22 protein-coding genes are annotated in these 24,503 nt (G+C 61.3%); 10 read left to right on the plus strand and 12 right to left on the minus strand.

Annotated features, from left to right (window positions below; translation table 11 throughout):
• Positions 1-37: 37 nt before the first annotated feature.
• From AB5Y84_RS17130 to AB5Y84_RS17150, 5 genes are all read left to right on the plus strand, one after another.
• A complete protein-coding gene (locus tag AB5Y84_RS17130) occupies positions 38-1,534 on the plus strand; it encodes an aldehyde dehydrogenase (protein WP_323893460.1) in 1,497 nt (498 codons plus the stop codon).
• Between the two features lie 126 nt (positions 1,535-1,660).
• On the plus strand, positions 1,661-1,831 hold the full coding sequence (locus AB5Y84_RS17135) for a hypothetical protein (RefSeq protein ID WP_005341999.1): 171 nt from the start codon (positions 1,661-1,663) through the stop codon (positions 1,829-1,831).
• 125 nt (positions 1,832-1,956) lie between these two features.
• A complete protein-coding gene (gene rarD / locus AB5Y84_RS17140; protein WP_005356175.1) occupies positions 1,957-2,853 on the plus strand; it encodes an EamA family transporter RarD in 897 nt (298 codons plus the stop codon).
• Between the two features lie 180 nt (positions 2,854-3,033).
• Positions 3,034-4,653, plus strand: coding sequence for a methyl-accepting chemotaxis protein (locus AB5Y84_RS17145; RefSeq protein WP_368177435.1), 1,620 nt, complete (start codon positions 3,034-3,036; stop codon positions 4,651-4,653).
• A gap of 122 nt (positions 4,654-4,775) precedes the next feature.
• Positions 4,776-5,885: a YeeE/YedE thiosulfate transporter family protein gene (locus tag AB5Y84_RS17150; protein WP_368177436.1), complete on the plus strand. Its 1,110-nt coding sequence runs from the start codon at positions 4,776-4,778 to the stop codon at positions 5,883-5,885.
• Positions 5,886-5,964: 79 nt separating this feature from the next.
• On the opposite strand, the gene ompA is transcribed toward AB5Y84_RS17150, so the two are convergent.
• From ompA to ilvG, 6 genes are all read right to left on the minus strand, one after another.
• The gene (gene ompA, locus AB5Y84_RS17155; RefSeq protein WP_100647095.1) at positions 5,965-7,059 is read right to left on the minus strand and encodes a porin OmpA; all 1,095 of its coding nucleotides are present in this window, start codon (positions 7,057-7,059) and stop codon (positions 5,965-5,967) included.
• Positions 7,060-7,348: 289 nt separating this feature from the next.
• A complete protein-coding gene (gene ilvA / locus AB5Y84_RS17160) occupies positions 7,349-8,869 on the minus strand; it encodes a threonine ammonia-lyase, biosynthetic (protein ID WP_005342008.1) in 1,521 nt (506 codons plus the stop codon).
• Between the two features lie 3 nt (positions 8,870-8,872).
• Positions 8,873-10,714: a dihydroxy-acid dehydratase gene (gene ilvD, locus AB5Y84_RS17165; protein ID WP_368177437.1), complete on the minus strand. Its 1,842-nt coding sequence runs from the start codon at positions 10,712-10,714 to the stop codon at positions 8,873-8,875.
• A gap of 144 nt (positions 10,715-10,858) precedes the next feature.
• Complete coding sequence (locus AB5Y84_RS17170; RefSeq protein WP_111900975.1) at positions 10,859-11,803, minus strand: branched-chain amino acid transaminase; 945 nt, start codon at positions 11,801-11,803, stop codon at positions 10,859-10,861.
• A 12-nt stretch (positions 11,804-11,815) separates the two neighbouring features.
• Positions 11,816-12,094 (minus strand): acetolactate synthase 2 small subunit, encoded by a 279-nt coding sequence (ilvM, locus tag AB5Y84_RS17175; protein WP_005342011.1) that lies wholly within the window; start codon positions 12,092-12,094, stop codon positions 11,816-11,818.
• Positions 12,091-13,737, minus strand: a complete 1,647-nt coding sequence (gene ilvG, locus AB5Y84_RS17180) for an acetolactate synthase 2 catalytic subunit (protein ID WP_368177438.1) — start codon at positions 13,735-13,737, stop codon at positions 12,091-12,093. Before ilvG ends, ilvM begins: the two co-directional genes overlap by 4 nt.
• Before the next feature lie 384 nt (positions 13,738-14,121).
• Here ilvG and AB5Y84_RS17185 point away from each other — a divergent pair, with 384 nt between their 5' ends.
• The 3 genes from AB5Y84_RS17185 (at position 14,122) to AB5Y84_RS17195 (ending at position 17,634) form a co-directional block, all read left to right on the plus strand.
• On the plus strand, positions 14,122-15,636 hold the full coding sequence (locus tag AB5Y84_RS17185) for a YifB family Mg chelatase-like AAA ATPase (RefSeq protein WP_368177439.1): 1,515 nt from the start codon (positions 14,122-14,124) through the stop codon (positions 15,634-15,636).
• Between the two features lie 126 nt (positions 15,637-15,762).
• Complete coding sequence (locus tag AB5Y84_RS17190) at positions 15,763-16,662, plus strand: acyltransferase (protein ID WP_005339610.1); 900 nt, start codon at positions 15,763-15,765, stop codon at positions 16,660-16,662.
• Between the two features lie 6 nt (positions 16,663-16,668).
• A complete protein-coding gene (locus tag AB5Y84_RS17195; protein ID WP_368177440.1) occupies positions 16,669-17,634 on the plus strand; it encodes an acyltransferase in 966 nt (321 codons plus the stop codon).
• Here AB5Y84_RS17195 and AB5Y84_RS17200 read toward each other — a convergent pair.
• Entirely contained in the window at positions 17,559-18,065 is a 507-nt protein-coding gene (locus AB5Y84_RS17200) for a DUF523 domain-containing protein (protein ID WP_368177441.1), read from the minus strand. The two genes, AB5Y84_RS17195 and AB5Y84_RS17200, sit on opposite strands and share 76 nt — an antisense overlap.
• Complete coding sequence (locus AB5Y84_RS17205) at positions 18,062-18,712, minus strand: DNA mismatch repair protein MutT (protein WP_005339607.1); 651 nt, start codon at positions 18,710-18,712, stop codon at positions 18,062-18,064. The genes AB5Y84_RS17200 and AB5Y84_RS17205 overlap by 4 nt, the downstream gene beginning before the upstream one ends.
• A gap of 74 nt (positions 18,713-18,786) precedes the next feature.
• Here AB5Y84_RS17205 and AB5Y84_RS17210 point away from each other — a divergent pair, with 74 nt between their 5' ends.
• Both AB5Y84_RS17210 and pncB read left to right on the plus strand, forming a co-directional pair.
• A complete protein-coding gene (locus AB5Y84_RS17210; protein ID WP_005357452.1) occupies positions 18,787-19,422 on the plus strand; it encodes a nicotinamidase in 636 nt (211 codons plus the stop codon).
• Positions 19,423-19,523: 101 nt separating this feature from the next.
• Positions 19,524-20,702, plus strand: a complete 1,179-nt coding sequence (pncB, locus tag AB5Y84_RS17215) for a nicotinate phosphoribosyltransferase (RefSeq protein WP_005339605.1) — start codon at positions 19,524-19,526, stop codon at positions 20,700-20,702.
• 72 nt (positions 20,703-20,774) lie between these two features.
• Here pncB and AB5Y84_RS17220 read toward each other — a convergent pair whose 3' ends face one another.
• From AB5Y84_RS17220 to AB5Y84_RS17235, 4 genes are all read right to left on the minus strand, one after another.
• The gene (locus tag AB5Y84_RS17220) at positions 20,775-21,383 is read right to left on the minus strand and encodes a thiol:disulfide interchange protein DsbA/DsbL (protein ID WP_216947699.1); all 609 of its coding nucleotides are present in this window, start codon (positions 21,381-21,383) and stop codon (positions 20,775-20,777) included.
• Between the two features lie 137 nt (positions 21,384-21,520).
• Positions 21,521-22,510 (minus strand): serine/threonine protein kinase, encoded by a 990-nt coding sequence (locus tag AB5Y84_RS17225; RefSeq protein WP_216949364.1) that lies wholly within the window; start codon positions 22,508-22,510, stop codon positions 21,521-21,523.
• Positions 22,511-22,614: 104 nt separating this feature from the next.
• Complete coding sequence (ccoG, locus tag AB5Y84_RS17230; RefSeq protein WP_005357450.1) at positions 22,615-24,066, minus strand: cytochrome c oxidase accessory protein CcoG; 1,452 nt, start codon at positions 24,064-24,066, stop codon at positions 22,615-22,617.
• Positions 24,067-24,221: 155 nt separating this feature from the next.
• Positions 24,222-24,485 carry a YihD family protein gene (locus AB5Y84_RS17235; protein WP_005339598.1) on the minus strand — a complete coding sequence of 88 codons (264 nt, stop codon included), beginning with the start codon at positions 24,483-24,485 and terminating at the stop codon, positions 24,222-24,224.
• Positions 24,486-24,503: the final 18 nt, after the last annotated feature.

Below are 24,503 nucleotides of genomic sequence, written 5' to 3' on the forward strand. Positions count from 1 at the left end.
ACGCGGAAACTGACTTTTGCCGGTTCAAGGAGTGAACATGAGTGACCTGACCCTGGCCCAGTGGCAACACAAGGCCGCCCATCTGACCCTGCCCTCGCAAGCCTTTATCAACGGCAGCTATCGGGATGCCGTCAATGGCGCCACCTTCGATTGCATCAACCCGGCCAACGGCAAGCTGCTGACCAAGGTGGCGGCCTGCGATGCCGCCGATGCCGAACTGGCGGTACAGGCTGCCCGTGACGCCTTCAACGACAAGCGTTGGAGCGGCCTGCCGCCGAAACAGCGCAAACAGATCATGCAGCGCTTCGCCGAGCTGATGCGTCTCAACAAGGTGGAGCTGGCGCTGCTGGAGTCGCTGGATATGGGCAAACCCATCGGCGATGCCATGGGCTATGACGCTCCCGCCGCCGCCAACTGCATCGCCTGGAACGCCGAAGCGATCGACAAGATCTACGATCAGGTCGCGCCGGTCGAGGAGTCCGCCCTGGCACTGGTGACCCGCGAAGCGCTCGGGGTGGTCGCAGCCATAGTGCCCTGGAACTTCCCGCTGGTGATGGCCTGCTGGAAGCTGGGCCCGGCGCTCGCTACCGGCAACTCGGTCATTCTCAAGCCTTCCGAAAAATCCCCCCTGACCGCCCTGCGTATCGCAAGTTTGGCCAAGGAAGCGGGCATTCCGGACGGTGTGTTCAACGTGCTGCCGGGCTTTGGCCACACCGTGGGCGAGGCGCTGGCCATGCACATGGACGTGGATTGCATCACTTTTACCGGCTCCACCAAGATCGGTAAACATCTGGTGGAGTGCTCCGGCAAGTCCAACCTCAAGCGCGCCTTTATGGAGTGCGGCGGCAAGAGCCCCAACATCATACTGGCGGATGCGCCGGATCTGGACGCCGCGGCCAAGAGCGCCGCTGGCGCCATCTTCTACAACCAGGGCGAGGTGTGCACCGCAGCCTCCCGCCTGCTGGTGCAAAACAGCATCAAACCGCAATTTATGGAGCGACTGCTGGCCCATGCCCGCGAGTGGATCTCGAGCAACCCGCTCGACCCTGCGACCCGCATTGGCGCCATGGTGGACAACATCCAGATGGAGCAGGTGCTGCGCTATATCGAGATTGGCAAGCAGGAGGGGGCCAAGCTGCTGCTGGGCGGCAACCGCACCAATATGGAGAGTGGCGGCTTCTATATCGAACCCACCATTTTCGACGACGTGACCCAGCAGATGCGCATCTTCCGCGAGGAGATCTTCGGCCCTGTGCTGGCGGTGACCGGCTTCGATACCCTGGAAGAAGCCATTGCGCTGGGCAACGACACCGACTATGGGCTGGCGGCGGCGATCTGGACGGCGGATCTCAACAAGGCGGTGAAAGGCTCGCGCGCCCTGCGCGCCGGTACCGTGTTCGTCAACAACTGGGACGGTGGTGACATGACCATGCCATTTGGCGGCTTCAAACAGTCCGGTAACGGTCGCGACAAGTCACTTCATGCGCTGGAGAAGTACACCGAGCTGAAAAGCACCTGGATTCAGCTGGATTAACACGACAAAGCAGCACTATCGGATCAAAAAGGGGGAGAAATCCCCCTTTTGCATTTTTGGCCTTCCATCACCGGGCTCAATCCTTATAATGATAAAAAAGCCAACATGTTAAATATAAAGACAAAAATGCTATTTTTTCTGGGAAGCGTACTTTTTCTGGTGATCGGTTTGCCCCTGCTGTTCTTCGTGCTGGGGCACGGCGAGGCCTACGTGACCTGGGGCCCCTGGATCTCCGCCATCGCCCTGATGCTGTGGCTGTTGATGGATGTCGACAAGATCCGCCGCGGTAAAGGCTGACCGGTCAGCCACACTCCTCTTATCCCTCAAACTTCGTTTATTCGCTTCTTTCCCCGCAAAAGGATCGCTACACTGATTTTTTGCGATGTTTTCCCGCATCCAACGCTTCAGTAAAGGTCATCCGCATGCCGCAACAGATCCAGCGTCAGGGCGTCATCTACGCCCTGTGCGCCTATACCCTTTGGGGCATAGCCCCCATCTATTTCAAGACCATCTCTGCCGTTCCGGCCGCCGAGATCCTGACCCACCGGATGATCTGGTCCTGCGTGCTGCTGATGGTACTCACCCTGGCAGGACGCCAGTGGCACAAGGTGCAGGCGGTGCTGCGCCAGCCAAAAGTGTTGCTCACCCTGGCGTTTACCTCGGTTACCGTCGGCGGCAACTGGCTGCTGTTCATCTGGGCCATCAACAACGGCCATATGCTGGATGCCAGCCTCGGCTACTACATCAACCCGCTGTTCAACGTACTGTTGGGAATGGTGTTTCTGAGCGAGAAGCTGCGCCGCCTGCAGTGGTGGGCGGTGGCGCTGGCCTTTGCCGGCGTGGCGATCCAGCTTATCGCCTTTGGCTCCTTGCCCTGGATTGCGCTGGTGCTGGCGTCGAGTTTTGCCATCTATGGGCTGGTGCGCAAAAAACTGGCCCTCGATGCCCTCACCGGTCTGCTGATCGAAACCATGATCATGCTGCCGCCAGCGGCCATCTATCTGTGGGGCTTTGCCGACAGCCCCACCAGCCATCTCACCCAGAACGACTGGCATCTCAACCTGCTGCTGATCGCCGCAGGCGCCGTCACCACGGCCCCCCTGCTTTGCTTCACCGCCGCCGCGACCCGGCTCAAGCTCTCCACCTTGGGCTTCTTCCAGTACATAGGCCCCAGCCTGATGTTCATCCTCGCGGTCACCCTCTATGGGGAAGCGCTGGCGATGGACAAACTGCTCACCTTTGCCTGCATCTGGAGCGCGCTGGTACTGTTCAGTCTGGATGGGCTGCGCAGCGGCAAAGCCGCGCCAAGCCGGACCTGACACCGCCTCACCACCATCGACCCCGGCTCATCAGCCGGGGTTCTTTTTCGTGCCACCAGCGGCCTTCAGACTGCGACTTCCCCTTCTCCAGAGCCGACTCGCCATCAACAGACCATACCCGAGTCTCACTATCCCGCCAGAGAGCTATGCTATCCATGAACGGAGCCGAATGGAGGCAACATGCTCAAGCACATTCACGACAGATCCCTGCTTTTTGGTCAGGTTCTGGGGATCATGGTCATTATCACGCTGATCTCCATCAGCTTTTTCGGGCTTTATTCGGTCCGGAGCGCAGCCGATCAGATGGGACAGGGGAAGGATGTGGTAGCCGATATTCTGCCGCCGCCTCTCTACCTCATCGAATCCCAGTTGCAGGTCTACACCCTGCTCCATGCCAAACCGGAGGAGCGGGAGCACCTGCTGCAAACCCTCACCCGGCTTCAGCAAGAGTTCGAGAGCCGTAACCGCTTCTGGCAAGAGAGCAGCCTGAACGAGCCCCTCAGAGAGCTGCTGCTGGGGGAGCAAAAAATGCAGGGAGAGCTGTTCTGGCAGTTGCTCAACGACAAGTTTGTCCCCGCCATCAAGGCGGGGGATCTGGCGCATGCGGGCGCGATTGCGGCGCGCCTGCACACCCTCTATAACGCCCACCGGATAGGAGTGGACGCCACCGTCATCCACGGCAACGAGTATGCCGCCGAGCAGATGGCCCATCTCGCCAACACCACCCGACTCTGCTACGGACTGCTGTTGTGCGCCGCACTGCTGGGGGCTGGGCTCATCTTCTGGCTGGGACGCCCCACCCAACAGCGGCTGCTGGCCGCAGGCAAAGCCACCGCCGCCATCGCCGAAGGGGAGTTGAACCGCCCCATGCCGGAGCCGGGCCTCGACGCCATCGGCGAGCTGATCCGCCAGATCGGGGCCATGCGTGACCAGCTGGCAACCCTGGTGGAGTCGCTGCAGCGCAGCGCCAGTACGCTGGATGATCGCGCCACCAGCCTGACCGCCATGGCACAACGGCACACCGATGACAGTCAGGCACAGGTCGGGGCGGCCCACCATATCGAACAGGCCATCGAACAGCTCACCCACTCCATTGAACAGGCGGGTAGCCAGCTGCATCAGGTGGGGGAGCAAACCCTGCAGTCAGCAGAGCGGGCACAAGAGGCGACACTCGCCATCCACACCGTGGAACAGGTGATCGGGGAGCAAGTCACGGGCGTGAAGCAGGTCTCCCATACCATTTCGGATCTGGCTGGCCTCTCGCAGCAGATTGCCGGGCTGGCGGGCGCCATTCACGATATAGCGGAGCAGACCAATCTACTGGCGCTGAACGCCGCCATTGAAGCGGCGCGGGCAGGTGAACAGGGGCGCGGTTTTGCCGTGGTGGCCGATGAAGTGCGCTCGCTGGCGACCCGCACCGGCAGTGCCACCACCGAGATCAACACCATCATCGGCAAGATCCAGGATGTCAGCCTGCGCGCCGCCAGCGAGATGGATACCGAGCTGGCCCGGGTCGAACAGGCGGTCACTCACACGATGACAGCGCGCCAAAGTGTCGCCCGGATCGCGCAGAGCTGCGAGGAGATCAACCAGCGCATCGCTCAGGTCGATCAGTTGATGAGCGATGAGACCCGGCTGGTACAAGGGATCCACCATCAGGTCGGCGAGATGTCGCGGTTGGCGGCCGAGGCCAACCAGAGCGCCAGTCAGGCCGCCGAAGAGGCGACCATGGTCGCCCAGCACGCCCGCATCCTGACCAGGCAGACTCACCACTTCCATCTCGACACCACCCGCCATTGATCCCCGGCGCTGACGGGAGTCAGCGCTCCCCTTTTTCTCTGCACTGGTTAAATGGGTAGCATTAGACTCCATGAGGGAATAGGATCCGCCCCTCTAAAAACCAACTTCAAGGATCAACTGACATGACTCGAAAATGGTCGCTCCCCATCGTGGCAATCGCGGGGGGAGCGTTACTCTGGCTTGGCAACACCTTTGGTATGAAATGGGCTCTGATGGCCCTGATCGGATTCGGCTTCGGCTTCACCCTCTCCTTCAGTCGCTTCGGCATCGTATTCGGTTGGCGCGAAATGCTGACCAAGCGCAACAGCTACTACGTGCGGGTTCACCTGCTCACCATCGCCATCGAAATTCTGCTGTTCACCACCTTTCTCTCCTTTAGCCACGCCCTCTTTGGCGATGCCATGGTGGGTAACGTGATGGCTATCGGCATTCCTTTCATCGTCGGTGCCTTCCTGTTCGGCATCGGCATGCAGCTGGCTGGCGTCTGCGCCACCGGCACTCTTTACTGCTGCGGTGAGGGGCAACCCCGCTTCTGGCTGGTGCTGATCTGCTACGGCATTGGCACCCTCATCAGCAACCAGTTCCGCCCCGAACTGGAGGCTACCTTCTCCAGCCATGTGGTATTGGCCCGGGATCTGACCGGCAATATCTGGAGCGGCATGCTGCTCAACCTGGCGCTGGTCGCCGCGCTGTTCCTGCTGTTTCGCAAGAGCGAACTCAAGCGCACCGGCGAGCTCAAGCCCCTCTTCAGCGGCGGCAACCTGTTCTGGCGCGATGGTCGCTTCACCGTGCTGACCGGCGGCATCATCATCGCCCTGCTCAACTCGTCCGTGGTCGCTCTGCACGGCTCGGCCTGGACCATCACCGGCGCCGTCTATGACATGGCGCTGCGCGGCGCCTCCCTGTTCGGCCTGTTCGAGGGCAACCCCAAGCTGGCCCAGCCACTCTTTATCAACCCCATGGTCGGCATGTTCTGGCTCGGGATTCTGGGGGCCATGCTGGCGCGCTGTTTGAGCGGTGGCGGCACCTTCGCCCCGATGCGGATCGGCAACAGTCTGGCCTCCATCATCGGCGGCCTGTTGATGGGGATGGGCGCCATGTACGCCGCCTGCAACCTCGGCGGCTTCTTCGATGGCACCGCCTCTGGCAGCCTGCACGGCTGGGTCTGGATGCTGATGGCCCTCGCTGGCAGCCTCATCGGCATCCGCCTGCGCCCGCTGTTCGGGCTCTGAGGCTCAACATCGTAAACACCCCATAAGAAACGGGAGGCCAAGCCTCCCGTTTTTACATTTATTGCTCCCGTTGCTCTGCTTATTGGACAGGCTGGGAAACCCCTTCCAGATGGATTTCTACCCGGCGATCCGGTGCCAGACAGGCGATCAGCTCCTGCTTGGAGCGGCTGGCACAGCTGCTGCCAGTGACCGGATTGGCCTTGCCACGTCCCTCGACTCGTACCTTGTCGGCATACAAGCCTTTGGATACCAGATAGCTGGCCACGCTCTGGGCCCGCTTCTCGGAGAGGGCCAGGTTGTAGTTGTCGGAGCCGATGCGGTCGGTATAACCGATGACAGTTGCGACGCCATCTTTCGGATTGGCCGCCACAATCTGGCTGAACAGGGCATCGAGCGCCTGATTGGCAGCCGGTTTCAGGGTCGCCTTGTTGAACTCGAACAGCACATCGGAACTCAGACTGAAAGTCTTGGGCTCAACCACGGCTACAGGTGCCGGTTCGGCGGCCGGAGCGGGCGCCGGTGCTACGACCTCGCCACCTTGCTGACCGAAGCGATAGAGCATCCCGAACGAAATCAGGCCGTTATCCATCTCGATACCGGAGCGATCGAGAGAGGCATCTCCCAGCGGCGTGGTGTACTGGTACTCCAGACGGGCGGCCCAGTCACGATCGATGGCATATTCGGCACCCAGCGCACCAACGAAGGCGGCGCCATGCTTCTTGCCGGTCTCGCTGGTATTGGCGAAGCTGATCTCGCTATCCGTCCAGGCATAAGCACCGCCCAGTCGGCCATAAAGATCGAGCACATTCGTTGCCGGGAAGCTGATCTTCATGGTGGCCTGAATCATCTGGCTCTTGGCTTCGGTCTTGAGGGTATTGGCGCCAGTGCCCGAAGTGGTGTCGTATTTGCCAAGCCAGTCATAACCCAGCTCGAAACCCAGGTTGGGGTTGAGCTGGTAACCGGCGAACAGGCCCAGACCCAGATCATCCGTGTTCTCGCTGGTATTACCCAACGTCTGGGCAATCGACTCGGCATACTGGTTGTGGTCAACGCCATAGTAATTGGACCAACCGGCCTTGCCACCGACATACCAGGTATTGTCCTGAGCGGCGGCCTGCACGGCTCCGGCCGCCAGCAAACCACTGACCAATACGGCAAGCATGGATTTATTCATATTTTCGCCTCTGCAATAAGTCGTTATGGGCGCCTGAGTGCGCACTTTCCCTGTGTGAAGCCGTCAGGCGGCCTCTCCGCTATTCAGGGTATCCCATCCGAACGCAGCCTCAAATGACCAAGCCATCAGGAGTGTGAGCTTGCCAGCAATATCCGGCGTAAAAATCACCTGTGTACCTATTCACACTGTTTTGCCAGTTAAACCATGACGTTGCGTCGTACGGAGTGGACCTATCCACACGCAGCAATAGAAAAGGGAGGCATAACGCCTCCCTTGAAGCCCCCCTTGCTCAACTAGCCAGAAAGAGCCGGTAGGCGGGGTCGTCGCTCACCTCTTTCCAGCCGTAGCCAATCTCGCGCAGGTAGTCGTGGAAGGCTGCTACGTCCTCGTCCGGCAGCTCGAATGCGCAGAGCACCCGGCCGTAGTCGGCACCGTGGTTGCGGTAGTGGAACAGGCTGATGTTCCAGCGACAGCCCAGAGTCTCGAGGAAGCGCATCAGGGCGCCCGGCTGCTCCGGAAACTTGAAGCTGTAGAGCCGTTCACCGAGAGGCCGGGCCGGGCGGCCGCCAATCATGTAACGCACGTGGTTTTTGGCCAGCTCGCTCTCGGTCATGTTGACCACCGGGTAGCCGTTGCCACCGAGCTGATCGATGATCTGGCCCAGCTCCTCGTCACCGCCGGTGAGGCGCACCGAGACGAACAGCGACGCCTGCTCGGCATCGGCGTAGCGATAGTTGAACTCGGTCACCATGCGCGGCCCGAGCTGACGGCAGAAGTCGAGGAAGGCCCCCTTGCGCTCGGGGATGGTCACCGCCAGCATGCCCTCACGCTTCTCGCCGATCTCGCAGCGCTCCGACACGTAGCGCAGGCTGTGGAAGTTGACGTTGGCGCCGGAGAGAATGGCCGCCATCCGCCCCCCTTTGACCTGCTCCCGCTCGCTGTAGGCCTTGAGGCCGGCCAAGGACAGGGCGCCAGACGGCTCGGCAATGGCGCGGCAGTCATCGAAGATGTCTTTCAGCGCGGCACAGATCTGGTCGTTGGAGACGGTCACCACCTCGTCCAGATACTGGTTGCACAGGCGGAAGGTCTCCTCACCGATGCGCTTGACCGCCACCCCGTCCGCAAACAGCGAGACCCGCTCCAGATTGACCGGCTCGCCGGCCGCCAGCGCAGCCTTGAGGCAGGCGGAGCCCTCCGCCTCCACCCCGATCACCTTCACATCCGGCAGCAGCTGCTTGATATAGACCGCCACCCCGGCGGCCAGACCACCGCCGCCCACCGGCACGAACACGTGGGTGAGGTGGGTATCCTGCTCCAGCAGCTCCTTGCCGATGGTGCCCTGCCCGGCGATCACCTCGACGTCGTCAAACGGCGGGATCAGGGTGTAGCCCTCCAACTCGGCGAGGCGGCGGCTCTCGCCGTAGGCCTCGTCGAAGCTGTTGCCAAACAGCATGACGTTGCCGCCCTGACGGCGCACCGCGTCGATCTTGATATCCGGCGTGGTCTTGGGCATCACGATGATCGCCTTGATGCCGAGCTTGGCAGCCGACAGGGCGACCCCCTGGGCGTGGTTGCCGGCGGAGGCGGCGATGACGCCGCGCGCCTTCTGCTCCTCGGTCAGAGTGGCGATCTTGTGGTAGGCGCCGCGCAGCTTGAAGGAGTGGACCGGTTGCAGGTCCTCCCGCTTCAGGCTGACGTGATTGCCGAGCCGTTCGGAGAGTTTCTTCAGGGTTTGCAAAGGGGTCACCCGCGCCGCCTCATAGACGGGGGAGAGCAGCACCTTGCGTAGATAATCCGCCGCAGAGACCATGATTTATTCCCCCAGCATCGAACGATCGCGCACCGCACCCTTGTCGGCACTGGTGGCGAACATGGCGTAGGCGCGCAGGGCAAAGGAGACCTGACGCTGGCGATCGAGCGGCTTCCAGCCACGGGCCTCGACGGCAACGCGGCGGGCAGCCAGCACGCTGTCGGCCACCTCCAGCACCATGCTGCGAGCCGGAATGTTGATGCTGATGATGTCGCCGTCCTCCACCAGACCGATGGTGCCGCCGGAAGCGGCCTCCGGCGAGACGTGGCCGATGGAGAGACCCGAGGTGCCGCCGGAGAAGCGGCCGTCGGTAATCAGGGCACACGCCTTGCCCAATCCCATGGATTTCAAATAGGTAGTGGGGTAGAGCATCTCCTGCATGCCCGGGCCCCCTTTCGGCCCTTCGTAGCGGATCACCACTACTTCGCCCGCTTTCACGGTACCGTCGAGGATGCCGTTCACCGCGCTCTCCTGACTCTCGAACACCCGGGCCGGACCGCGGAAGGTGAGGTTTTCCTCATCCACTCCTGCGGTCTTGACGATGGCGCCATTGACAGCGAGGTTGCCGGAAAGCACGGCGAGGCCGCCCTCCTGGCTGTAAGCGTTATCCAGCGAGCGGATGCAGCCTTCGGCGCGGTCCAGATCCAGCTCCGGCCAGCGGCAATCCTGACTGAACGCCTTGGTGGTGCGGATCCCGGCAGGGCCAGCGCGGTAGAAGTCCACCACCTCCTGACTCGGCTGGCGGCTGACGTCATATTCATCGAGCTGTTCGACGAGGGAGCAACCCAGCACGGTGCGGGTATCCCCATGCACCAGACCCGCTTTTTCCAGCTGACCCAGAATGGCGACCACGCCACCGGCTCGGTGCACATCTTCCATATGGTACTTCTGGGTAGAGGGCGCCACCTTGCAGAGCTGCGGCACCTTGCGGGACATGCGGTCGATATCGGCCATGGTGAAGTCGACGCCCGCCTCCTGCGCCGCCGCCAACAGGTGCAGCACGGTATTGGTGGAACCGCCCATGGCGATATCCAGCGCCATGGCGTTCTCGAACGCCGCCTTGGTGGCGATGTTGCGCGGCAGTGCCGAGGCATCGTCCTGCTCATACCAGCGCTTGGCCAAAGTCACGATGCGCTGGCCCGCCAGCTTGAACAGCTGCTCGCGATCGGCGTGGGTCGCCAGCAGGGAGCCGTTGCCCGGCTGGGAGAGGCCGAGCGCCTCGGTCAGACAGTTCATGGAGTTGGCGGTAAACATGCCGGAACAGGAGCCGCAGGTGGGGCAGGCACTGCGCTCAACCTGTTCGCTCTGGGCGTCCGACACCTTGGGATCGGCGCCCTGGATCATGGCATCCACCAGATCCAGCTTGATGATCTGGTCGGAGAGCTTGGTCTTGCCCGCTTCCATCGGGCCGCCGGAGACAAAAATGACCGGGATATTGATACGCAGGGCGGCCATCAGCATCCCCGGGGTGATCTTGTCGCAGTTGGAGATGCAGACCATGGCGTCGGCGCAGTGGGCGTTGACCATGTACTCCACCGAGTCGGCGATCAGCTCCCGCGATGGCAGGGAGTAGAGCATGCCGCCATGGCCCATGGCGATGCCGTCATCCACGGCGATGGTGTTGAACTCTTTGGCAACGCCCCCCGCGGCTTCGATCTCGCACGCCACCAGCTGGCCCAGATCCTTGAGGTGGACGTGGCCCGGCACGAACTGGGTGAAGGAGTTGACCACGGCGATGATAGGCTTGCCGAAATCCTGATCGGTCATTCCGGTGGCACGCCAAAGGGCGCGGGCCCCGGCCATGTTACGTCCGTGGGTGGTGGTGGCGGATCTCAACTTCGGCATTGTCTCTACTCCCTGAATGCCCATATGGGCTCGATGCGTTATGCGGTGATGATACGAGTGGATCGGAATCGATCCTGGTGAAGACTCCTCAGGGAAGCGCTCACCGGAAGCGACTCGGGGAGGCATGACGCCTCCCCTCTCTCATCAGTCGTTGACGGGCGTCAGCCAGCCCCACTTGTCCTCGGTCTTGCCATTGAACAGGCCGAAGAAGGCGTTCTGCAACTGCTCGGTCACCGGGCCACGGCTGCCAGCGCCCACCTTCATTCGATCGACGGAGCGCACCGGGGTCACCTCGGCGGCGGTGCCGGTCATAAAGATTTCGTCTGCCACATAGAGCGCCTCGCGGGGCAGCGCCTGCTCACGCACCTCGTAACCCAAGTCACGCGCGAGCGTCATGATGGTGTCACGGGTGATGCCGGGCAGGATGGCGGCGGTAGCAGGCGGGGTGAACAGTACGCCGTTTTTCACCAGGAACAGGTTCTCCCCCGCCCCTTCGCTCAGGTAGCCGTTCACATCCAGCGCCAGCCCCTCGGCGAAGCCGTTGCGCTTGGCCTCGCGGCTGATCAGCTGGGAGGACAAATAGTTGCCGCCCGCCTTGGCACCGGTGGGAATGGTGTTGGGGGCGAGCCGGTTCCAGGAGGTGACGCACACATCCACCCCGTTTTTCAGCCCCTCTTCCCCGAGGTAGGCGCCCCACGGCAGGGCAGCCACCATCAGGTCGGCCTTGGCATCCAGCGGCGGATGCAGCCCCAGCCCCACGTTGCCGACAAAGGCCAGCGGGCGCAGGTAGCCGCTTTTCAGGCCGTTCTCGCGCACCACGGTGCGGCAGGCTTCATTAACTTCAGACTCGCTGTATGGGACGTCCATCCAGTAGATTTTGGCGGAGTCGAACAGGCGGCGGGTGTGCTCCTGCAGACGGAAGATGCAGGTGCCTTTGGGGGTATCGTAGGCGCGTACCCCCTCAAACACCGAGGAGCCGTAGTGCAGGGCGTGGCTCATTACGTGCACCTGGGCATCCTGCCAGGGCACCAGTGTGCCGTTGAACCAGATGTATTGGGGGTGAGTGGCGGATTGGGAAGGCTGTGACATTGGCTTGGCTCCTTAAGCTCTGATCCGGGGTTGCTGTTCCAGTGCATCGACCCGGGAGACGTCCACCAGCTTCACCAGCTGGCTCCACAACTGCTGGATGGGACGCACCGACTCGACAGTAACCGTGATCCGCAGCTGTTGGCAATCCTGCTCCATATTAAGGGCGCAGAGATTGAAGCCGCGGTGACGCACCACCCGCAGCACCCGCTCCATCACTTCCGGTCTGGGCTGGGCGTGGATATGCAGGGTGTGCTGTGCAAATGCTGGTTGTGCAAGGGTGTGCGGGTTCATGGGCGTTGCTCCATCATCTGGTGGTTGGCGACTCCCGGCGGAACCAGGGGCCAGACGTTTTCTTCCTCTGAAATGGCCACATGCAGCAGGTAGGCACTCTCGCTTGCCAGCAGGCGATCGAGGGCACCGGCTATCTGCTCCTTGCATGTGATGGTCTCGCCCGGAATGCCGAAGGCGGCAGCCAGGGCGACGAAATCGGGGTTGTCGGAGAGGATGGTCTCGCTGTAGCGGCCGTCGAAGAACAGCTCCTGCCACTGGCGCACCATGCCGAGGCGCTGGTTATCCAGCAGCACCATCTTCACCTTGAGCTGGGCTCGGCGGATGGTGCCAAGCTCCTGCACGTTCATCATGAAAGAGCCATCACCGCTCACCAGCACCACTTCATCTTCCGGGCGCGACATCTTGGCGCCGATGGCGGCGGGCAGACCAAAGCCCATGGTGCCGAGACCGGCACTGGAGAGGTGGTTGCGCGGGCTGGTGAAGCGCATGTGCTGGGCGACCCACATCTGGTGCTGACCCACATCGCAGGCCACCACGCTGCTCTCCGGCAGCCGGGCAGAGAGCTGCTTGAGCAGGGCCGGGGCGTAGATGGCCTGACCCGGGTGGTCGTAGCGGAACGCATACTCGCGGGCCATGTTCGCACAGTGTTCACGCCAAGGGTCGATGGAGAGGGGCATTGCAAGGCGCGGCAACACCTGTTTGAGATCCGTGGTGATCCCCACCTCGGCGGCGCGGCGCTTGCCGAACTCGGCAGCATCCACATCGAGATGGATCACCTTGGCCTCGGGAGCAAACTCCTCCAGCTTGCCGGTCACCCGATCATCGAAACGAGCCCCTACCACCAGCAGCAGATCGCACTGCTGCACCGCATAGTTGGCCGCCTTGGTGCCGTGCATGCCGAGCATGCCCAGATAAACAGAGCTGTCGGGGTCGAGCGCGCCAATCCCCTTGAGAGTGGTGACCGCAGGCATGCCGGTGGCGGCGGCAAAGTCACGCAACTGCTGTTCGGCATTGGCCATGCCCACTCCGCCACCGACGTAGAGCACCGGGCGCTCGGCGGCAGCCAGCAGGGTGCGGGCCGCGGCCAGATCCGAGGGGTTGAGCACCTCCGGCTCTTCCACCGCAAACAGCGGGCTCTGGGCAGGCACGGCGGCAAGCTGCACATCCTTGGGGAGATCGATCAGCACAGGGCCGGGGCGACCTTCGGTGGCGATGGCGAAAGCTTCTGCCAGCACCCGCCCCAGATCGGCGGCATCGGTCACCATGAAGGAGTGCTTGGTACAGGAGAGGGACATGCCGAGCACGTCGACCTCCTGAAACGCATCGGTGCCGATGGCGGAACAGGGCACCTGACCGCTGATGGCCACCAGCGGCACCGAATCGAGCAGCGCCTCCGCCAGACCGGTTACCAGATTGGTAGCGCCGGGGCCGGAAGTAGCGATGCAGACTCCCACCTGACCGGAGGCGCGGGCATAACCGACCGCGGCCATGGCTGCCCCCTGCTCGTGGCGGCAGAGCTGATGGGCCAGACCACCGTCATACAGAGCATCGTAGACCGGCATGATGGCCCCGCCCGGGTAACCAAACACCTGGGTCACACCCTGTTTCTTGAGAGCCTGTACCAAAAACTGCGCGCCGTTCATGTGGAAAATCCTGTCCTTTGGTCGAAAAAAAACCCCCGAGCTGTGAGGCTCGGGGGTCGCTTGTTTCGTGCTGTCCGGTGGTGGGTCTATCCCTTGTTCCGTGCAGCTAAACGAGCCCCGAGCGGTGAGATAATAATCACCACTAGGACCACAATAATGCTGACGAAACGGGAGGCCATGTTCATAGTTACAACCGGAAATCCTGTGAAATTGGGGCGGTTTCTACCGCGAATGGCTATTAGAACTAGCACGGTGATTTTTATTGGGCAAGCCTTTTTTCTGTGACAACCCACTGATTTTGGCTATTCCTCAGCCGGAACTCTGGAATAAAAAACCAACAACAAGCAGTTAGTCAGAACATATATCAACTCAAGGACGGGATTTATGTCATTAGCTGTGGTTTATAGCCGTGCCAGCCTCGGGATCGCGGCCCCGCAAGTTACAGTGGAAGTTCACCTCTCCAACGGCCTGCCCGCCTTCAACATGGTCGGCCTGCCGGAAACCTCGGTGAAAGAGTCTCGGGATCGGGTGCGCAGCGCCCTGCTCAACGGCAATTTCGAGTTCCCGAGCAAACACATCACAGTTAATCTGGCCCCCGCCGACCTACCCAAGGAGGGGGGCCGTTTCGATCTGGCCATCGCCATCGGCATTCTCGCTGCTTCCAAGCAGATACCGGCAAAATACCTGCTCGATCACGAATTTTTAGGGGAATTGGCCCTGACCGGAGAGATCCGTCCTGTGCTCGGGGTGCTGCCCGCCGTGCTCGCCTGCCGGGATGCGGGACGGACTCTGCTGGTGCCGCGGGAGAACGGCCCCGAAGCTTCCCTTATTCAGGATGCCGAGGTGCGCACCGCTCACCAGCTGTTGGCCGTCACCGCCTGGCTGGCAGGCCAATACGAGCTGCCGCTGCCGGATCCCCAAAGCGCGGAGAGCCTGCCCGATGTACCGGATCTGCAGGATGTGATCGGCCAGTCTCAGGCCAAGCGGGCGCTGGAGATCGCCGCCGCCGGCAGTCACAACCTGCTGTTCATCGGCCCGCCCGGCACCGGCAAGAGCATGCTGGCGAGCCGTCTGCCCGGCATTCTGCCGCCGCTCAGCGAGCAGGAGGCGCAGCAGACCGCCGCCATCCACTCCATCGGCGGCCTCACCCTGCGCGCCGGTCACTGGCACCACAGACCCTATCGCACACCCCACCACAGTGCCTCAGCGGTGGCGCTGGTGGGCGGTGGCAGCCACCCGCGGCCCGGCGAAATTTCGCTGGCCCACAACGGGGTTCTGTTTCTGGATGAATTGCCCGAGTTCGAGCGCAAGGTGCTCGACTCCCTGCGCGAACCACTGGAGACGGGCCACATCACCATCAGTCGGGCCGCCCGTCAGGTGGATTTTCCCGCTCGCTTCCAGCTGGTCGGCGCCATGAACCCCAGCCCCTGCGGCCACTATGGTGACGGCCAGACCCGCTCCAGCCCGGATCAGATCTTGCGCTACCTCGGCAAGCTCTCCGGCCCCTTTCTCGACCGCTTCGATCTGACTGTGGAAGTGCCGCTGCTGCCCAAGGGGAGCCTGACCGGCAAGGCGGAGCGGGGGGAGTCGAGCCAGCAGATCCGCGATCGGGTGCTGGCGGCGCGAGAGCGCATGCTGAGTCGTAACGGCAAGCTCAACAACCTGCTGGATAGCCGTGAGATTGAGGATATTTGCCGACTATCACCGCAAGATGCCGTATTTTTGGAGAATGCCATCCAGAAGCTGGGGCTCAGCATCCGGGCCTGGCATCGCATTTTGCGGGTGTCGCGTACCATCGCCGATCTGGCCGGACAACCCGCGATCGGCAAGGAGCATCTTATCGAGGCGCTCGGTTATCGCGCCATGGACAGGCTGCTGTCGCGATTGCGCAGCAGCTGACAGAAGGGAAAGGGTGAGTCCAACCCCGTAACGGCTCTGAATGGTCTCACGGGCAATCGGCTGATATTATGGCCACAGATCTGACCACTTGATGGCCCTTTATCGACAGCAAGACGGACCCGACTCATGCCCAACAAGCTGACAGAGCGACTGCGTGGCAGCCTCTCCACCCTGCTCTATTTTTTCAACACCCTCTTCTGGTTTGTCCCCATCTTCTCGCTGGGTCTGCTCAAGCTCCTGCTCCCCCTCAAGGGGTGGCGCACCCTCTGCAACTGGCTGCTGGATGGCTGTGCCAGCTGCTGGATCGGTTTCAACAATCTGATCCAGAAAACCATCATCAAAACCCCTTTCGAGGTGGTCGGAGTGGACAAAGGGCGCCGGAATGAGTGGTATATGGTGATTGCCAACCATCAATCCTGGGTCGACATACTGGTATTGCAGCGGGTTTTTAACCAAAAAATCCCCTTCCTGAAGTTTTTCCTCAAGAAAGAGCTTATTTGGGTACCTTTTCTCGGCCTGGCATGGTGGGCGCTCGACTTCCCCTTCATGCGGCGATATTCCAGGAAATTTCTGGAAAAGCATCCCCATCTGAAGGGAAAAGACATTGAAACAACCCGTAAAGCCTGTGCCAGGTTCCGCCACATTCCGGTGAGTGTGATGAACTTCGTCGAAGGCACCCGCTTCACCAAGGGCAAACATCAGAAGCAGGGTTCGCCCTATCGTCACCTGCTCCACCCGAAAGCAGGCGGCATCGCCTTTACCCTGGCAGCCATGGGTGACCAGTTGCATCAACTGGTGGATGTCACCATCGCCTATCCGGACGGCATTCCCAGCTACTGGGACTTCATGTGTGGCCGGGTCGGGCAAATCAAGGTTCAGGTCCGCTATTTGCCGATCGACCGCAAGCTGGTGGGGGATTACTTCAATGACCCCGAGTTCCAACAAGAGTTTCAACAGTGGTTGAACGGGATCTGGCACGAGAAGGACCAGACCCTGAGCCAACTGCTGGCAACCAAGGCGCAGTAAACATTCATGCTATCCCTGCTTCCCGGCCCGCTGGTGCTGATCATCAGCGCGGGCCTGACCATCCTTTTCACCGCCTTGTGCGCCAGCCTGATCCTGCTGGTGTCTCTGGCCAAACTAGTACTGCCGATCCCGGCCTTTGGCCGCGCCTGCAGCCGCCTCAACAACCGCTTCATGAGACTGTGGCTGGCCTGCAATGCGCTGGTGATCAGCCTCACCACCCGTATTGACTGGCAGGTGGAGGACAATACCAAGCTGCGCAAGGATGGCTGGTATCTCATCATCAGCAACCATATGAGCTGGACCGATATCGTGGTGCTCGGCCACCTGTTCCGCGATAGGCTGCCGGTGCCCAAGTTCTTCATGAAGCACGAGCTCATCTACATCCCGCTGCTGGGGCTCGCCTGCTGGGGGCTCGATATGCCCTTTATGCGCCGCTATTCGAGAGAGTTTCTGTTAAGAAATCCCCATCTGCGCGGCAAGGATATCGAGACCACCCGCAACGCCTGCGAGAAGTTTCGCCACATCCCCACTACCGTCATCAACTTCGTTGAAGGGACCCGCTTCACCGAGCAGAAACGGGACGCAGCACGCTCCCGCTACCGCCATCTGATGCCCCCCAAGGCGGCGGGGCTGGCCTTTACGCTGGCAGCCATGGGCGAGCAGTTCGACAGCCTGATCAACGTCACCATCCGCTATCCGGACAACGCCGAGACCCCGTTCAAGGACTTCCTGATGGGACGGGTAAAACGCATTCAGGTGCGGATTGAAGAGCTGCCGGTGAATGAACAGCTGATAGGAGATTACTTCAACGACAAGCAGTTCAAGCGCGGTTTTCAGGAGTGGCTAAACCAGCGCTGGCAGGAGAAGGACGAGGTGCTGGAGGGGTGGCAGAGCGGTCAGGCGCCGCTGCCGGTTACCGCCAAATCCGGGGAGGAATCCAAAGAGAGCGCAGAAGCCAACTCGGCCAACTGATCTTCGGAAAAGACTGCAATCCCGTGGCGGCGCAGCAGGGCAGTGGTCTTGCCCTCGCCCGCTACAGAAACACCTTCAAAGCGGCCGTTATAGATACGGTCGCTGCCACATGAGGGGCTCCCCTCTTTCAGCAGGGCGAAGCGAATGCCCTGCGTCTGACAGATTTCCAGCGCCAGCTCGGCGCCGCGATCAAACTCGGCAGTCACATCCACTCCGCTCGCCGTCACTACGCGCTCGCCCTGCCGCTCGGCAGGGGGGCGCGGGGTCGGCAAACCGCCAGCCACTTCGGGGCAAAACGCCAGCGCCCGCCCCTCGGCACCCAGCTCACTCAGCCAGTCGCTGACGATCCCCTTGCTCTGACCGTCGTAACGCACCGGCTGACCCAGCAAGCAGGCACTCACCAGCACCTTGTGCACGCTGGTATCACTCATGCTTCCGCTCCATGCATCACTTGATCGAACATCACGCAGCAGGGGCTCTCCAGCCGGTAGAGGATGGCGGGACGCTGTTTGCCGGTGCGCTTGCGGCCGGTATCCACCAGAATGTCGGCGCGATGGATCCGCTTGCGAAATGCCGCCGTATTCATGGGTGTTTGCAGGATGATTTCAAAGGCGCGCTGCACCTCGGAGAGGGTAAACTCGGGCCCCAGCAGTTGCAGCGGCAGGGTGCTGTAACGGCTCTTGATCCGCAGCCGTTCCAGCCCCTTGGCGATGAGCTGGACATGGTCGAAGGCGAGGCTCAGCCCCGGCAGGTTGGCGAGCGGGTGCCAGCAACCGTGGATCGCTTCCACTTCCGGATCCACCAGACAGAGATAGACCAGGGTCGTGGACCAGCCGCGGGGATCCCGCTCCAGATTGCCGAGGGTGCAGACCTGCTCGCTGTAGCAGTGACCGAGCCCCCACTCCGCCAGCAGACGGCGCTGGGCGGCATCCAGATCCCGATCCCGAGTCTCGTCGATACGCAGCGCAGGCAGTTGCCAGCAGTGGGCAAAGGGGGGGCGATCGCGGGTCTCGAGCAGCAGCTCGAGCCGCTCCTCATGCAACCGCAGCACCACCATATCCAGACTCATTCTCAGCATGCCGATCGCCCTGCTCGCCTTCCATTAATGTTTGGTAGATAATATCACACGAATAGTATGTGCAGGAGCCAATCATGGGAACCGTCGCCAGCCTGGATATTGATGCGCAGAAGGGCTTTACCCCCCTCTGCCCGAACGAACTGCCCGTCGCGGGCGGTGATGATATTGTGGCTGCGCTCAACGCTCAGGCCACCCTCGCCACGCTGCGGATCGGCAGCAAAGACTCTCACCCTGCCAATGCCGACTGGGCCGTCTCTGACCCCGCAGGCATGCTGTTGCCGCTGGATCTGCCCAACGCAGACCTCACCTGGCCGGTGCACTGCGTACCGGGTAGCAAAGGCTTCGAGCTGCTCGACGGCCTGCCCGCTCCCATCGACTATGACTTCTTCGTCTGGAAGGGGGTCGAGCCTGATCTGCATCCCTACGGCACCTGCTTCCACGACCTGGCCGAACGGCGCAGCACCGGACTCATCGAATTCCTGCAAGCCCGCAAGGTCGATACCGTGCTGGTCGGCGGCCTCGCAACCGACTACTGTGTCAAAACCAGCGTGCTGCAACTGCGCCGCGCAGGTTTCCGGGTGATCGTCCATCTCGATGCCTGCCGTGGCATCGCCCCCGCGACGGTTGCCAGCGCCCACACCCAGATGATCGAAGCTGGCGCCGAACTGGCCCAGACCCTGATCGATGTACAACGCCTGCTGGACGCCTGATATGCCACCGATTCTTACCAGCCTGCTCGACACCGACGCCTGCACGTTACATATGCGGCAGGGGAGCTCCATCGTGCTCACCAGTCTGCGAGGAGCCTGATATGCCCCCAATCCTCACCAGCCTGCTCGACACCGACGCCTACAAGCTGCATATGCAGCAGGCGGTGTTCCATCGCTATCCGGATGCCGAGGTGGTGGCCGAGTTTCACAGCCGCAATGAAGAGGATCTGCTGCCCATGATGGGGCAGATCGAGGAGCAACTGCGCCTCGCCGGATCCCTGCGACTGACCAAGCCAGAGCTCGATTTTCTGGCCGAGCGTCCCTTCTTCACCCCTGACTACCTCGACCACCTGCGCCGCAAGCCGCTCGACGCCTCGCTACTCAAAGTGTTCGAGCAGGATGGCCGCATCAATGTGCGGGTCGAGGGCCCCTGGCAGGATGTGATCCTGTGGGAAATCCCGGTGCTCGCCATCATCAGCGAGATGCGCAACCGCTTCCGCTACCCCCAGTTCGGCGTCAGCCACGCGCTGGAGCGGCTCGATCAGAAGATCGACAAGCTGGAGAAGGAGCTGAGCAGCGACGAGATGAGCGAGTTTAACCTCATCGACTTCGGCACCCGCCGCCGCTTCTCTCACGCGGTACAGGATGCGGTAGTGGGTCGCCTCAAGGAGCGGCTGCCGGCGTTTCGCGGCACCAGCAACTACATGCTGGCCCAGAAGTACAAGCTGCCCGCGGTCGGCACCCAGGCCCATGAGTGGTTCCAGGCGCACCAGCAGCTCGGCTTCCCGCTGGAACACAGCCAGCGCGCCGCCCTCACCAGCTGGCTGGACGAGTTCACCGACCATCTTGGCATCGCCCTGACCGACTGCATCACCATGGATGCCTTCCTGCGGGACTTCGACTTCGAGCTGGCCAGCAGCTACCAGGGCTTGCGCCACGACTCCGGCGATCCCGTAGTGTGGGGCGAGAAGGCGATTAGCCACTATCAGCGCCTCGGCATCGACCCCACCGACAAGACTCTGGTCTTCTCCGACGGGCTCAACCTCGACAAGGCGGTGCAGCTGTTCCGTCACTTCCGTGGCCGCATCAACACCAGTTTCGGCATCGGCACCAAGCTCACCTGCGATCTGCCCGGTGTCAGCCCGATGAACATCGTCTTCAAGCTGATCGAGTGCAATGGCGGCCCAGTCGCCAAGATCTCCGACAGTCCGGGCAAGACCCTCTGTCGGGATGCGGAGTTTATCCGCAACCTCAAACAGGCGTTCCACGTCGGGGTCTGATCTTCCCGATCACCAGAAAACAAAAAGCCCGCCGGTTCGCACCGGCGGGCTTTTTTATCGACTCAAGGGGTATCAGTCTTTCTTGGCCAGCAGGAACTGCACCAGCTTGTTGAACTGCTCTTGAGAGGTGATGGATTCAATCTTCACCATGTACTTGCCGTTCACCAGGAAGGCCGGTACACCACGAATGTTGTAGCTCTCGGTGTTGCGATCGAACTGGGAGACCATGCCGGAGACGGCGAAGCTGTCGACGGCACCGTCGAACTCTTCAGCCGGTACGCCGTTGTCCACGAAGATCTTCTTCACATCGTCACGGCTCATCGGCGGCTGACGCTGGGTGTGGATCTTGGTGAAGATGGTCGGAGTCAGCTTGGCTTCGGCATTGAGCAGGCTGGCAACAGCGTAGGCACGCTGCATCTCGGGGCCCATCTCGCGACCGAGGAAAGCAACCGGGTTCTTCTTGAGGGGCACACCCTCTGGCAACCCGGCCTTCAACTGTTCAACGATCGGTTCGAAGGTAGCGCAGTGCGGGCAGTAGTAGGAGAAAAACTCCATCACTTCCGGCTGGGCACTGCCAGTCTGTTTGACCACATCGTAGTTGACGCCTTCCTTGAACTCGGGGGCGGCGTGAACCATGGGGATCATCAGCATGGCAGCAAGGAAAAATAGAACTTTTTTCATGATGTTTCCTGTTAAGGGATCACTGTGAGGCACGCCCGGCGAACCGAAGCAGTGCCAAGCCTATTGTTTCGCCATGCTGACGTCAATGGTCAGGGCCGGAGATCGAGTCCCCCTTGCCGCGCAAGATCCCTTCTATTTCACCAGTTTGGCATCAGGCTCAACGGTGGCGCCTTGAGTGCCTCCAGCTGATCGTGCAGTGTCGCTATCTGTTGACGCCAGTAATGATCGGTATTGAACCAGGGGAAGTGACGGGGGAAGGCGGGATCTTCCCAGCGCCGCGCCAGCCACGCCATGTAGTGAACGATGCGCATCGCCCGCAGCGGCTCGATCAGCGCCAGCTCCCGCGAGTCGAACTCCATAAACTCCTCGTAGCCCGCCAGCAGGGTGTCGAGCTGGATCTGCTGCTCGTGGCGCTCGCCGCTGAGCATCATCCAGAGATCCTGAATCGCGGGGCCGGTACGGCAATCATCGAGGTCGACAAACATGGGGCCATCGCGCCAGAGGATGTTGCCCGGGTGGCAGTCGCCATGCAGGGAGATCTGCGCCACATCCAGGGTCATGGCGTCGCTGACATGTTTGATCAGCTCGTCGAGCACCCCGAAGAATTGCTTCGCCAGCCCGCTTGGCAGCCACTCGCCAGACGCCAGCAGCTGACGTGGTTCGTGCAGCATGCTCTCCACATCGAGCCGTACCCGATGGTGGAACGGCTTGCTGGCGCCGATCTGATGAATGCGGCCGAGGAAACGCCCCACCCACTCAAGCTGGTCGAGATTATCCACCTCGAACTGGCGGCCACCGACGCTCTGCCAGATGGCAAAGGGGTAACCCTCGTGCTCCAGCAGGGTCTCGTCCGCGAAGGCGAGCGGCGCGGCAACCGGGATCTCAGCCTCTGCAAGGCGGGTGGCAAACTTGTGCTCCTCGAGGATCTGGGCCCGGCTCCAGCGGCCGGGACGGTAGAACTTCACCACATAGCGGCGACGATCCTCATCCTGAAACTGGTAGACCCGGTTTTCGTAGCTGTTGAGCTCGATAAGGCCGGAGTCGAGCCGCAGGCCACTGAGATCGAGCGCATCCATGATGAGGTCGGGATTGAGGTCGGAATAGTTGAAACGCATGTCATCCACCATAAAGAAAGGGGCGCCGTTGCGCCCCATTCTATCACCACTGCCCGCCATTGCCGTGCTCGCTGGTGACCGGACTGGTGTCACGCCCGGCCCGCAGCCACACGCAGTTACAACCGGCTGATAAACTTGCTGCCCTGGCGCAGGTTGCCCTTGCTGTCATCGGGCGCCGCCCCCTCCCGTTTCAGCACGAACTGGATATCCAGCGCCGGCCGTTTCAGGTTGTAGGGATCGACCGCCAGACTGACCGGCAGGGTGTAGATCTCGCCCGCCTTCAGGGTCACTTCACGGGGGCCGAACCACTGATACTCGGGCAAGCCCTCAACATCCAGCTGGTAGGTCTGGGACTGCAGGGTCTTGTTGAGGATCTTGAGGGTGTAGGTGTTCTCGATAAGCCCCTCGCTGTTTTCGCGGAACAGCTGGTTGCGATCCCGCAGGATATCGAGCCCCATCGGCATGATGGACATGGCGTTGTAGACAAATACCCCCAGCATCACTGCCATTACCAAGCCGTAACCTATCAGCTTGGGCCGCGCCACATGGGTGGAGTCGTTGGCCAGCTTGTGCTCTGTGGTGTAGCTGATGAGCCCTTTCGGGTAGCCCATCCGCTCCATGGTCTGGTCGCAGGCATCGACGCAGGCACCGCAGTTGATGCACTCATACTGCAGGCCATCGCGGATATCGATACCGGTCGGACAGACCTGCACGCAGAGATCGCAGTCGATACAGTCACCCAACCCCATCGCCTTGGGATCCGCCTTGCGGGAGCGGGCGCCACGGGTCTCGCCACGCTTGGTGTCATAGCCGACGATGAAGGTGTCCTTGTCGAACATGGCGGACTGGAAGCGGGCATAGGGGCACATGTGGATACACATGATGGCACGCATCCAGCCAGCGTTGCCGTAGGTAATGATGGTGAAGAAGATCACCCAGAACAGCACCCATCCGCTGGCCTGCAGGGTGAAGAGGTCCGGCACCAGTTCAGTCACATCCTGGAAGTAGGCGACGAAGGTCAGGCCGGTAACCAGCGAGATCGCCAGCCAGGCCAGATGCTTGGCTCCCTTGCGGGCCAGCTTCTCGCCGCTCCAGGGCGCCTCGTCCAGCTTGCGCCGCTTGTTGGCGGGCCCTTCCAGCTTCTCTTCAAACCAGATGAACATGAAGGTCCAGACCGTCTGCGGGCAGAGATAGCCACACCAGACCCGGCCAAGGAAGGTGGTAATAAAGAAGAGTCCGAAGGCGGCGATCATGAAGAGCCAAGCGAGCAGGGTCAGATCCTGCGGCCAGATGGTGGCGCCAAAGATATGGAACTGCTGGTGACCGAGGTCGAACAGCACCGCCTGTCGCCCGTCGTAACGCAGCCAGGGCAGCAGCACGAACAGCGCCACAAAGAACCAGCCCATGGCCTTGCGCATCCGCTGCCAATACCCTTTCTGGGCCCGCACATAGATGCGGTTGCCCGGGTTGAATCTGTCGTCGCTGGCTTTGAACGTATTGGGGTTGAAGGTCCCGGTTACGCCCTTGTCGGTGACGTCCTTGATATCGATTTTATCGTGGTCGGCCATTGCAAGACATCGCTCCCTTATTTGTTATGGAGCGGATTATATCTTAAACAGCATGCTAATTGTGTGGATTAGATGTATCTAATATTGGGGTTGGATCTCAATTTTCGGCAACAAAAAAGCGCATCACCCCGAGGTGATGCGCTTCCGCTAAAGATTCACTTGATTCCGCGCGCCTTGAGCAGTGCCTCTTTGAAATCGGGCACATGATCCTTGGCCAGACCGGGGATCATCGCCTGCTTGTCGGATTCCCGCATCTTGAGGTGATAGATCAGCATGTCGTCGGTCAGCTCGGACAGAGGCCCTTCAAATCCCGCTTCTTGGGCCAGTTTGGCAACAAACTGCACCAGGCTGAGATCCTGTTCCTTGATCCAGGCAGGCTGCAACAACTCCAGCAGCTCTTCGATACGATGACATTGCATAGACAACCTCTTTAATCT

This window comes from Aeromonas sp. s11 (assembly GCF_040907945.1).
GTDB lineage: Bacteria > Pseudomonadota > Gammaproteobacteria > Enterobacterales > Aeromonadaceae > Aeromonas > Aeromonas veronii.

Coding starts and splice junctions, on each gene's coding strand:
- AB5Y84_RS17130 (WP_323893460.1), top strand. CDS start 38: ATGAGTGACCTGACCCTGGCCCAGTGGCAACACAAGGCCGCCCATCTG.
- AB5Y84_RS17135 (WP_005341999.1), top strand. CDS start 1,661: ATGCTATTTTTTCTGGGAAGCGTACTTTTTCTGGTGATCGGTTTGCCC.
- rarD (WP_005356175.1), top strand. CDS start 1,957: ATGCCGCAACAGATCCAGCGTCAGGGCGTCATCTACGCCCTGTGCGCC.
- AB5Y84_RS17145 (WP_368177435.1), top strand. CDS start 3,034: ATGCTCAAGCACATTCACGACAGATCCCTGCTTTTTGGTCAGGTTCTG.
- AB5Y84_RS17150 (WP_368177436.1), top strand. CDS start 4,776: ATGACTCGAAAATGGTCGCTCCCCATCGTGGCAATCGCGGGGGGAGCG.
- ompA (WP_100647095.1), bottom strand. CDS start 7,059: ATGAATAAATCCATGCTTGCCGTATTGGTCAGTGGTTTGCTGGCGGCC.
- ilvA (WP_005342008.1), bottom strand. CDS start 8,869: ATGGTCTCTGCGGCGGATTATCTACGCAAGGTGCTGCTCTCCCCCGTC.
- ilvD (WP_368177437.1), bottom strand. CDS start 10,714: ATGCCGAAGTTGAGATCCGCCACCACCACCCACGGACGTAACATGGCC.
- AB5Y84_RS17170 (WP_111900975.1), bottom strand. CDS start 11,803: ATGTCACAGCCTTCCCAATCCGCCACTCACCCCCAATACATCTGGTTC.
- ilvM (WP_005342011.1), bottom strand. CDS start 12,094: ATGAACCCGCACACCCTTGCACAACCAGCATTTGCACAGCACACCCTG.
- ilvG (WP_368177438.1), bottom strand. CDS start 13,737: ATGAACGGCGCGCAGTTTTTGGTACAGGCTCTCAAGAAACAGGGTGTG.
- AB5Y84_RS17185 (WP_368177439.1), top strand. CDS start 14,122: ATGTCATTAGCTGTGGTTTATAGCCGTGCCAGCCTCGGGATCGCGGCC.
- AB5Y84_RS17190 (WP_005339610.1), top strand. CDS start 15,763: ATGCCCAACAAGCTGACAGAGCGACTGCGTGGCAGCCTCTCCACCCTG.
- AB5Y84_RS17195 (WP_368177440.1), top strand. CDS start 16,669: ATGCTATCCCTGCTTCCCGGCCCGCTGGTGCTGATCATCAGCGCGGGC.
- AB5Y84_RS17200 (WP_368177441.1), bottom strand. CDS start 18,065: ATGAGTGATACCAGCGTGCACAAGGTGCTGGTGAGTGCCTGCTTGCTG.
- AB5Y84_RS17205 (WP_005339607.1), bottom strand. CDS start 18,712: ATGCTGAGAATGAGTCTGGATATGGTGGTGCTGCGGTTGCATGAGGAG.
- AB5Y84_RS17210 (WP_005357452.1), top strand. CDS start 18,787: ATGGGAACCGTCGCCAGCCTGGATATTGATGCGCAGAAGGGCTTTACC.
- pncB (WP_005339605.1), top strand. CDS start 19,524: ATGCCCCCAATCCTCACCAGCCTGCTCGACACCGACGCCTACAAGCTG.
- AB5Y84_RS17220 (WP_216947699.1), bottom strand. CDS start 21,383: ATGAAAAAAGTTCTATTTTTCCTTGCTGCCATGCTGATGATCCCCATG.
- AB5Y84_RS17225 (WP_216949364.1), bottom strand. CDS start 22,510: ATGGTGGATGACATGCGTTTCAACTATTCCGACCTCAATCCCGACCTC.
- ccoG (WP_005357450.1), bottom strand. CDS start 24,066: ATGGCCGACCACGATAAAATCGATATCAAGGACGTCACCGACAAGGGC.
- AB5Y84_RS17235 (WP_005339598.1), bottom strand. CDS start 24,485: ATGCAATGTCATCGTATCGAAGAGCTGCTGGAGTTGTTGCAGCCTGCC.